We start from the raw sequence: 9,682 nt of genomic DNA on the forward strand, positions 1-9,682 counted from the left end.
GCGCTCATCTCGGCCACTGACGACGAACTTGACACGCTCCGAACAAATGTGGCGCTTGCGTGCCTCTCCCCCTAGGTACTACCCTTAGATACGAGGAGGAGAGGAGACAATGGCGCTACTTCGGGGAACCCTGGATCCGATCGTGCTCAAGACCGTGTCGTGGTCGCCGATGCACGCCTTCGAAATCACGGCCTGGATCGAACAGCGATCGGACGGCCGCGTCGAGGTCGAGGACGCGGCGCTGCTGCAGGCGCTCCACCGGCTCGAGGACCGCCGGCTTATTGCCGCCGAGTGGGGGGTGACGAAGAACGGGCGGCGGGCAAGGTACTATAGAATCACGCCCGCCGGGCGGGAGCATCTCAAGGCGGAGTCGAGCCGCCTCGTCGATCACCTCGACGCGGTCGTCGCCATCCTCAGCGCGAAGACGGCGAAGTAGAGTCCAGCGCCATGCGCTTCCATGTTCGGCCGGGCGTGCGCCGGCTGTTCAGAGTGCCACCCGCGACGGGTCAAGCCGCGACCCGCGAGCTCGACGACGAGTTGGCGGCACTCTTAGCGAATCGGGTCGAGCATCTCATCGAGCGCGGCATGTCGCCGGATGAGGCACACGCGGAAGCGGTGAGGCGTCTCGGCGCATCGCTCGACGACGTGCGCCGCCGGCTGCACGAGTCCGCCCAGCAACGGGAGCGTCGCATGCGATTGGGTGAATGGATCGACAGCGTGGTGCAAGACGTGAGATACGCCGCGCTGGGCCTTGCCCGGCGGCCGGGGTTCACGGCGGTGGCCGTGCTCACGATGGCTATCGGCGTCGGAGCGACGACCGCCATCTTCAGCGCCATCAACGTCCTCTTGCTTCGCCCGCTCCCGTACGCGCGGCCGACGGAGTTGATGCGGGTTCCGTTGTTCATTCCCGCCGACGGCGCGATGTCGCAGAGCGAGATGGGCTGGTCCTACCCGATGTTCACGATGTTTCGCGACGGGCAGCGGAGCTTCGCAGACCTGGCAGCCTACAACTTCGGGCAGTTCAGCCTGACGAGCGGCGACGTCGAGCGGGTGGCCGGCGAACATGTCGGGGCGAAATACCTGCGCGTGCTAGGCCTGTCGCCGTCGCGCGGCCGGGACTTCGACGTCGCGCTCGACGCGCACGCCGGCGCGCCGCGCGAAGCAATCATCTCATACGCACTCTGGCTACGGCGCTTCAACGGCGATCCGTCGATCGTCGGTCGCACCATCGACATCGATCGCCAGCCGTGGACGGTCATCGGCGTCGGCCCGAAAGACTTTCGCGGGCTGACCGGGCAGGCAGACGTGTTTCTGCCGGCGACGACGCTGCCTGACGCGCAGCTGGGAGTGAACTTCTTCAATTTCGTCATCATCGCCCGGCGCCTGCGGAATGTCACCGCATCACAAGCAGCTGCGGCGACATCAGCGCTTGGCGCTCGCGTGGCGGCTGCGTATCCGAATCCGATGGGCCGCCTGAATTGGCAGATGACGGCTTCGCCGCTGGACGATGTGCGTCTCGATCCGGCGATCAAGCGGTCGCTGTTCGTGCTGTTTGGCGCGGTCGGGCTGGTCCTGCTCATCGCGTGCGTCAACGTGGCCAGTCTGCTGCTGGGACGCGCGAGCTCCAGGCGTGGGGAAATCGCGATCCGCGTGGCGATCGGTGCAGGCCGTTCCCGGCTGGTTCGGCTTCTTTTGACGGAGAGTTTCTTGCTCGCGCTCTTGGGCGGCGCGGCGAGCATTGCCGTGGCCTGGGCCGGTGCACGCGCGCTTGGCTCGATCGATCCAGCCGCCGTTGGACGAGCGACGAACCTGAGCGCGGGTGCATTTGGGGCCGTGTCGTTCTCGTCTATCGTGCTGGATCAGCGCGCGCTGGCGTTCACGTTCGTCGTGTCGGTGCTCGTCGGCGTGGCGTTCGGGCTCGCACCGGCGCTTGGGGCGTCGGGCGAATCACTGGGCGCCATTCTCAAAGATGACCGCCGCTCGGTCACTCGCGGCGTTGGGCGGCGAGCGCTGGTGGTGGCGGAAGTGGCGTTCGCGCTGGTGCTGCTCGGCGGGTCGGGTCTCATGGTGCGTAGCCTGGCGAAACTCCTGTCGACGGACGTGGGGTTCGACGCCGGCAAGATGTTGACGTTTCGCGCCACACCGCCGCCTGGCCTGATCGCGCGCGACTCGATTCCGGGATTTTACGACGAGATCCTCGGCCGGGTTCGCGCGGTTCCCGGAGTCCAGGACGCAACGCTCGGTGGTTGCGTGCCGCTGAGCGGCGCGCCGTGCGGCCAATGGGTCTTCAGGCGTGCAGACGCCGCGCAAACCGGCAGCCAGATCGACATGAATCTGCTGATCGGCATGAACCCGGTCACGCCGAACTGGTTCTCGGCGATGCACGTACCACTCAAGCGAGGCCGTCTCTTCACTGCGGACGACCGTGCGGGAGCGCCGGCGGTGGTGCTGCTGAATGAGGCGGCGGCCAAGAAGTTTTTTGGAAGCGACGACCCGATCGGCAAGCGCGTGTTCATCGGAAGCAACATCGAGAACGAGGTGATCGGCATCGTCGGCGGCGTGCGTCAGCGCCCGGACTCGGCGCCCGGACCGACCGCCTATCTCCCCCTCGCCCAAACGCCAACGCCGGGTGTCTTCTTTTTCATTCGATCGTCGCGAGATCCCGCGTCGATCGGCAACGAGGTCCGGCACGCCGTGCACGATGTGGCGCCGCAGGTGCCGGTCTACGACATGTTGACGATGACGCAGCGCACGGCGAGCGCGACGGCGGAGGCGCGGTTCCGCGCGGTGCTGCTGGCGGCGTTCGCGATCGTAGCGCTTTCGCTGGCGGCGATCGGTATCTACGGCGTCGTGTCGTTCGCCGTTACGGCGCGGACGCGCGAGATCGGCGTCCGAATCGCGCTCGGCGCGGAGCGGTGGCGAGTACAGGGGCTCATCATTGGGGAAGGAATGAGGCTACTCGCCACGGGAGCGGTCATCGGGCTGGCGGGCGCGCTGGCGGCGACGCGCCTATTGCGAACGTTCTTGTTCGAGCTGTCGCCCGGCGATCCGGTCACGTTTGTGGCGATCACCGTCGTGCTATGCGGGGCGGGCCTCGCGGCGGCATGGATTCCAGCAAGGCGGGCATCGCGTGTCGATCCCGTCGTTGCCCTGCGATCCGAATGATGCCGCGCCACTCATATCTCGGAGCTCTGTTTATGCGCGCCGTCCTTTTGCTCTTGTTGGCCACGGGCGTGATCTCGGCACCGTCGACTGCGGTATCGCAGCGTTTCACCGGGAAGAGTCCCGCTCGGGGACTCCCCACCCCCGTGATGCTCTTCAACGCAGATGAGTTCTCGCATAGTCTGGCTGGGATCGGCGACGATCTCTTCATCAGCGGGCAGCCTGACGAAGCGGGACTCCGCCGAATGCACGATCTCGGAGTGACGACAATCGTCAATCTTCGAACGCCGGAGGAGATGCGAACCGTACCGTTCGACGAACCGGCCCTCGCCGCTCGACTCGGGATGACGTACGTCTTTCTTCCGAGCGGGGACACGGACCATCCCTTTGATCCGGGGACGGTGACCCAGTTCAGCGACGCGCTCGGCCGCACCAAGGGGAAGGTGCTGCTGCACTGCGCGGTGGGCTGGCGCGCGCGGCACCTGTGGGCCGCCTACCTCATCAAGGAGCGTGGAACATCCGTCGACAGCGCTCTCGCGAACGCGCGAGCACTTGGACCGATGACTCGGGACACGAACAAACCGGCGCCGGTGGAACAGTACCTTGGGCGCGAACTTCCTGAACTTCGCGTTCCTTCCGCTGGGCGGAGGACCGCGGCCCCATAGCGGGTCTAATATCCGCCGTCACTCGCCAACTTGGGACGTAAGTCCGGCGCGTTTAATTGTCTAAGTGTCTTTGTCAGTCGGGCCAATGGGCCGTCATCAGCGGCTAATCCGTCATTGGCATACGGCGGCTTTCACGTACAGATCGAGAATTGCCCGGACTAGGTGACATAGCTCGTCATCGCTCAACGTCTCGGCGGTGGCGGCGGCCTCCCCTACAAGCGCGGCGCCAAACCTGCAGAGCAACGTCAATTTTCTCGACCGCAATGTGCGGCTCACGCGTGTCGCGCGCGCATCACTCGCGTACGAGGTGCGGCTTCCCGAAGACTTCCAGTGGACGACCGAGGCGCTCGCCAGCCGAGGCCTGTCGGACGCTGCCGTCCAAAATCTGAACCTGAACGCACCGGTGGGGCGCAAAAAGACGCACCGGTTTTAGTCGCGCTACACCAAAATCATCGCACGGCGATTGACATGAGCAGATTCACTCGCGGCATTGCGCTCCGAGTAAGCCAGGGGCTTGGAAAGGGCGACGCAAGACCCGGTTCTCCTCTTCTCGCGCGGCACGGCAATGCCCCGCTCGCGCAATACGGCGCGGAACACCCGCTGCGCTCGCGTCACATGCTTGGCGATCATCTTCACCGAGCAGCCGAGCGTTCGGGCGGCCTCGGCGTACGTTTGGCTGTCCTCCCTCACCGCGACGAAGGCTTGGCGGCAGCGCGGCGGCAGAGAATCAAGCGTTCGGCGGTACAGCGCTTCCAACTCTCGCGCCTCCCACTGGACCTCCGGATTCATCCAAGCGCGCCGGCCTGCTGAGATCTCGCCCAGGAATGTCCAATCCCGTGCACCCGCGCGCCGGCGCCGCAGCCGCATGTCGCTCCGTCGGCGCATGACGATGGTCGCGACGTACGCGTCGACACGTTCCGGCCGAATCGCGGCACCCGCGCGGATCCGCCTCAAGAAGTCCAGCGCCATGTCCTGCGCGATGTCGTCCGCCCGCTGCCTGCCTTTGACGAGACGCTTTGCCAACGCACGCGCGCTCGCGTGCACGCGCACCGCGAGCTGTGCATCCTTGTCTTCATCCGGGGTCTTCCGCCCGACTTCGTCGAGCAGCCGCAGCCGGCGTCGGACGCGCTGAGCAACTCGCTGACGAGCCGAACGTTGAACGGCGCCGCTCGGCGCGGCGCGACGATCGGCCTCGACGCCGAGGCGACGCGGTCGCCAAGCGGTGAAAGTGCTCGACTCCCTCGTCGAGCCGCTCATCAAGGGCAACCTCGCGTTGCTTGGCCAGTGGACGGCGGCCAAGCGGTTCGGCGGCAAGGCGAGCGCGCCGACGAGCACGTCGATCGACGCGGCGGCGAGGGGTCCGGCGACATCCGTCGTCGCGACGCTCGCCGACGTTGTGCCGTCACCGGTTCAGCCGGCAGCGGCGCAGCCGGTCAGCGCAGCGCCTGCTCTTTCGGAGGCGACCAGCCGGCTCCGTGGTAAGAGAGGCTAGCTCATTGCCGATGAGAGCGTGGTGACGGGCCTATCGCCCGGCACCACGCGAGTCCTCGCGGTGGTCGAGCTCGGGCGGGCGGCGAGGGTTTGGGGAGAGACCGGTGCGGAGCTCTCTGCCGCGTCGCGCGAAGCTCCAGCTCTTGATCAAGACCACGCACAAGGAGGCGTGAGAGGGCGTGAATTTGTTTTCGTCTCTCCTCAGAAGATGCGCCGGTTTCGGGTTTATGGGTCAGATCCGCTAGTGTTCGCGATGGCCAAACCCGTCTCTCCCTATCGCTCGCTGGCACCCGCGCGTCGGCTCGCCTTGATGACGCACTTCATCAAGTCGAGTCCCCAGGCTCGTGAGTTGTATGTCCAGCGTATGGCGTCTCGCCCCGGTGGATTTCGCGTCGTGACGCTCCGATCATGGTCCCCCGATCGGTTGGCGGCGGAGGTCGTCCGCCTCAACGCGCAGAGTGCAACGGACGAGCTCGACCTTCTTCACCTCTTATATGTCGAGCTCGAGCCGTCCATTCAGATCACCTTTCTCGACGCGTCGGGCGTCCCACACGAGAACGGGGAATTGCGAGACGACCTCGCGATCCCGTATGCCGACGAGTCCGCAGTCGTGCGTGCGGCGGCGGCTGTCCGGGAAAAACATGGCGACGACGGCGAGCGATACCTCCGGACGTTGGCGCGCTACAATGCCGCCTCGTGGCCGGGAATCGATCGTATTGCCGGCGACGCAGTCAGGGAGTGAGGTACGCGCTCAGACCGATGAGGTGATCCGAGCGCCGTTCGCGGTTCGCCGGCCCCCGTACTCTCGGCGGCCGTCGCGCGCGGCCACTTGTGCTCGATCCAGAGCAGGATCGCGCCCGCCACGTAGACCGAGCTGAACGTACCGGTGAACACGCCGAACGCCATGATCCACGAGAACGGCCGGATCACCTCGCCGGCGAAGATCAGCAGGGCGAGGGTGGCAGCGAGCACCGTCATATGCGTCAGCACGGAGCGCGGCAGCGTCTCGTTGATCGAGCGATTCAGCACGTCGCGCAGCGATTCCTTGCGCTGCGTCTTCCGGTTCTCACGCACGCGATCGAAGATGATGATCGTGTCGTTCAACGAGTAACCGATCACCGTGAGGATCGCGGCCACCACGGTCAGCGAGATCTCGAGGCGCATCATGGCCAGGAAGGCCATCGTCGTGAAGATGTCGTGCATCGTCGCGAGCGTTGCTGCGACGCCGAACCGCCACTCGAACCGGAACGCCAAATAGATCAGCGTCACGATGAACGAGATGATGATCGCGGTGATCGCCTTCGTCGTCAGTTCGGAGCCGACGCTGGAGCCGACCGCCTCGGCGCGCTGCTTTTGCACGGAGTTGCCTGGCGCGCGCTTCTGGAATACCGAGATGATCTGCGCCGCCACGCTGTCGGCGTTCGCCGCCGCAGCCACTCCGGCCTTTTGCTGCACCTTGATCTGGTAGTCGTTCGCGGCGCCGAAGGTGATCACCTCGGCTCCCGGGAAGCCCGCTTGGTCGACGGCGGCGCGAACCGCGTCGGCGTTGGGCGGCTGCGCGAAACGCAGCTGGACCACCGTGCCGCCCGTGAACTCGATGCTCTCGTTCAGCGCCCGCCCATTGTGCCGGGCCGCGTGGACGCCGAGCAGCCCGAAGCCGAGCAGGATGAACGCGATCGTGCCGATCGCCGCCGTCTTCCAGTGCTTGATGAAGTCGTACTTAGTGGCGTGGAGAATGCGCAGCGTGGGAACTCTCAGATGCCTCAGCGTCTGGGCGCCGCGCGAGCGGTTGAGCCACAGGATGTAGAAGGTCCGCACCACGAAGATCGAGGTGACGAGCGAGGCGGCAATCCCGGCGATCAGCGTGACGGCGAAGCCCTTCACCGGGCCAGTGCCGTACTGGTACAGGACCGCAGCGGTGAGGATCGTCGACACGTTCGAGTCGACGATGGCCGGCATTGCGTGACGGAAGCCTTCGTCGATGGCCGTGCGCACCGTCTTGCCGCGATTCAACTCTTCGCGAATGCGCTCGAAAATCAGCACGTTGGCGTCGACGGCCATACCAATCGACAGCACGAAGCCGGCGATTCCGGGCAGCGTCAACACCGCATCGAAGCCGGCAAGCACCGCGAGCGTGTAGAGCACGTAGAGCGCGAGACCGCCGACGGCGAGCATGCCCGAGAAGCCATAGTACACGATCATGATGATGACGACGAACGCCACAGCGATCACCATCGCCCGAATGCCCTGGTTGATCGAATCCTGACCGAGGCTCGGACCGATGCTGTGCACCTCGGCCACGCGGAGCGGCACCGGGAGCGCGCCGGCACGGAGGACGAGCGCCAGGTCCTGCGCGGCGGCCAGCGACTGGCCGCCCATCGTGATCTGCCCGTGCGTTTCGATCACACCCTGGATGGCGGCCACGCTCATGACGCGGTCGTCGAGCACGATGGCCATGTACTCACCGAGGTGCTTACCCGTCTGCGTCAGGAACTGGCGTCCCCCTCCCGGGTCCAACTCGAACTGGACGGTCGTGCCCTCGGTCGGATCCTGGCGCGGACGTGCGTCCTTGAGCGACTCGCCGGTGATGATCGGCTTGGCGTCGAGCACATACCACGATTTGTACCACGTGCCTTGCAGCGACACGGAATCCACGCCTGGCCTGAACACCTTCCCCGGCGGCAGCGCTGCGTTGATTGTCGAGTCAGCGAGGAACTTCTCGAGCGTCGGGATCTTGTCCGCTTGGATGTAGAACTGCCCCGGAATGCCACCCTGCTGGAGCAGGCCAGAAAACGCGCCGCCGGTCGGCAGTTTGAGCGAGTCTTTCGCTACCGAGTCCTTGTTCGCCGCAGAGGCGCCCGCCTTCTCGGACGTGTCGCTTGTCAGAAGGCCCTGAAGTCCTTTGGCCGCCGCAGGAGTCTGGCCGTTGGCCGACGTGTCCGTCGATGTAGCGAGACCCCGCTGTTTCACGATCTGGTCCAACCGGGGCAGAGCGCGTTCCAATGCGTGCGTCTTGTCCGTGGTCTGGAACTGCAGGAACGCCTGCTGCTCGACGAGTCGCTGCGCGCGCTCCGGGTTCTGGATCCCCGGGATCTCGACGACGATGCGATCGCCCTCCTTCTGCACGACCGGCTCGGAGACGCCAAATGCGTCGATGCGATTGCGCACACTCCGGAGGGCCCGGTCGATCAGTTCACCGCGCTGCGACGCGGGAATTGCGTGTTTCGAGTCGTTGATCTCGAGCGCGAGATAGATGCCTCCGTGCAGATCGAGACCCTTGCGGAGCGGGATCCTTCGCGACGTGTCCGCGTGGAGGAGGCCGTCGGCGCCACGATATCGGATGGTCTCGTTGCGGGGAAAGAGTGCCCAAATAGACGCTAGGCAGAGCGCCACGATTGTGAGAACACGGTACCTCGGGGGCATGCGGGCTGCTCCAGTCTGAAAGATCGGACGTGAAAGAATCCACTGCCGCGACGGGTTCGCGGACAGCGCGATCGCGCAGGGCACGCAGCGCGCGGCCCGCGATCGTTCAGTCGGTCTTCAGGCTTGGAACGGAGGTGGCCGGGCGGACCGGGCGCTCGTGCGCTCGCACGAGCACGACCACGAGTGAATGCGAGTTGGCGCAGGCGCCGATTGAGCTGGGCCGTTGCGCAGATTCGCTTCGGATGCCACCAGCTGCGGCGGGGCAGAATCGACGCCGGCCTTTCCACGCGTGGTCGCCGGCGCAACGCTGAGGCTCGCAGTCGCGATACCTCGGGTGGTGTGGCCATCCCTGTGCTGCGGGATGCGCGCGCGCCCATCCTTGCCGCTCCCAAGGAGCAGCAGGAACGCCACCGTAAGGAGGCGTATCAGGACGCGAGAAAAGGCCGTCGACATATCCGCAGGTTGCGTGTTGACCGCGCGTTGGAAGGTACCTGGGTCGACTGCACCGCTCAAGCAACAGCTCAAATGGCGGCGCAGCCTAGCGTGTGGGCAGATCACGCAAGAGGCCAGCGAAGCGAGACTTCCGTAGCGCGCCGCGAGGATGTCGGACGCGATCGTCCTCCCAGCTCGATACTCGTCGATCGTCATGAGCGCCTGGGCGAGCAGCCGTCGCCCGCTATCGAAGTCGGCGATACTCGCCTGTGCTCCGGCGACGAACGCGCGCACGGAGATCTCGTCTTGCGACTGCACTAGCGTCGTCGTGTCAGTCGAAGTCGACCTTACTACATCGATCGTTGGAAAATCGGGACGGCGGGATTTGAACCCGCGACCCCCTGAACCCCATTCAGGTGCGCTACCGGACTGCGCTACGTCCCGTCGAAATCAGTCCGAAAAGTATAGCCGCCCGTCCCCGCCTTGTCACCTTCGCAGTCAGCCACTCT

At 65.6% G+C, this 9,682-nt stretch carries 8 protein-coding genes and 1 tRNA gene; 6 read left to right on the forward strand and 3 right to left on the reverse strand.

The window, feature by feature from the left end; all coding sequences use genetic code 11:
- The first annotated feature begins 109 nt into the window (after nucleotides 1-109).
- From VGQ44_20965 to VGQ44_20980, 4 genes are all read left to right on the forward strand, one after another.
- Nucleotides 110-436 (forward strand): helix-turn-helix transcriptional regulator, encoded by a 327-nt coding sequence (locus VGQ44_20965; GenBank protein HEV8449309.1) that lies wholly within the window; start codon nucleotides 110-112, stop codon nucleotides 434-436.
- Between the two features lie 11 nt (nucleotides 437-447).
- The gene (locus VGQ44_20970; GenBank protein ID HEV8449310.1) at nucleotides 448-3,165 is read left to right on the forward strand and encodes an ABC transporter permease; all 2,718 of its coding nucleotides are present in this window, start codon (nucleotides 448-450) and stop codon (nucleotides 3,163-3,165) included.
- A 32-nt stretch (nucleotides 3,166-3,197) separates the two neighbouring features.
- The gene (locus tag VGQ44_20975) at nucleotides 3,198-3,827 is read left to right on the forward strand and encodes a sulfur transferase domain-containing protein (GenBank protein HEV8449311.1); all 630 of its coding nucleotides are present in this window, start codon (nucleotides 3,198-3,200) and stop codon (nucleotides 3,825-3,827) included.
- A 196-nt stretch (nucleotides 3,828-4,023) separates the two neighbouring features.
- Nucleotides 4,024-4,260, forward strand: coding sequence for a hypothetical protein (locus tag VGQ44_20980; protein ID HEV8449312.1), 237 nt, complete (start codon nucleotides 4,024-4,026; stop codon nucleotides 4,258-4,260).
- Nucleotides 4,261-4,265: 5 nt separating this feature from the next.
- Here the strand turns inward: VGQ44_20980 and VGQ44_20985 are convergent, their stop codons facing one another.
- On the reverse strand, nucleotides 4,266-4,877 hold the full coding sequence (locus tag VGQ44_20985; protein HEV8449313.1) for a sigma-70 family RNA polymerase sigma factor: 612 nt from the start codon (nucleotides 4,875-4,877) through the stop codon (nucleotides 4,266-4,268).
- 172 nt (nucleotides 4,878-5,049) lie between these two features.
- Here VGQ44_20985 and VGQ44_20990 point away from each other — a divergent pair, with 172 nt between their 5' ends.
- Both VGQ44_20990 and VGQ44_20995 read left to right on the forward strand, forming a co-directional pair.
- The gene (locus VGQ44_20990) at nucleotides 5,050-5,319 is read left to right on the forward strand and encodes a hypothetical protein (protein ID HEV8449314.1); all 270 of its coding nucleotides are present in this window, start codon (nucleotides 5,050-5,052) and stop codon (nucleotides 5,317-5,319) included.
- A gap of 252 nt (nucleotides 5,320-5,571) precedes the next feature.
- Nucleotides 5,572-6,060, forward strand: a complete 489-nt coding sequence (locus VGQ44_20995) for a hypothetical protein (GenBank protein HEV8449315.1) — start codon at nucleotides 5,572-5,574, stop codon at nucleotides 6,058-6,060.
- On the opposite strand, the gene secD is transcribed toward VGQ44_20995, so the two are convergent.
- Both secD and VGQ44_21005 read right to left on the reverse strand, forming a co-directional pair.
- Entirely contained in the window at nucleotides 6,000-8,711 is a 2,712-nt protein-coding gene (gene secD / locus VGQ44_21000) for a protein translocase subunit SecD (protein HEV8449316.1), read from the reverse strand. The genes VGQ44_20995 and secD overlap by 61 nt on opposite strands.
- Before the next feature lie 832 nt (nucleotides 8,712-9,543).
- Nucleotides 9,544-9,617, reverse strand: a tRNA-Pro gene (locus tag VGQ44_21005).
- Nucleotides 9,618-9,682 lie beyond the last annotated feature (65 nt).

It is taken from the genome of Gemmatimonadaceae bacterium (genome assembly GCA_036003045.1).
Taxonomy (GTDB): domain Bacteria; phylum Gemmatimonadota; class Gemmatimonadetes; order Gemmatimonadales; family Gemmatimonadaceae; genus JAQBQB01.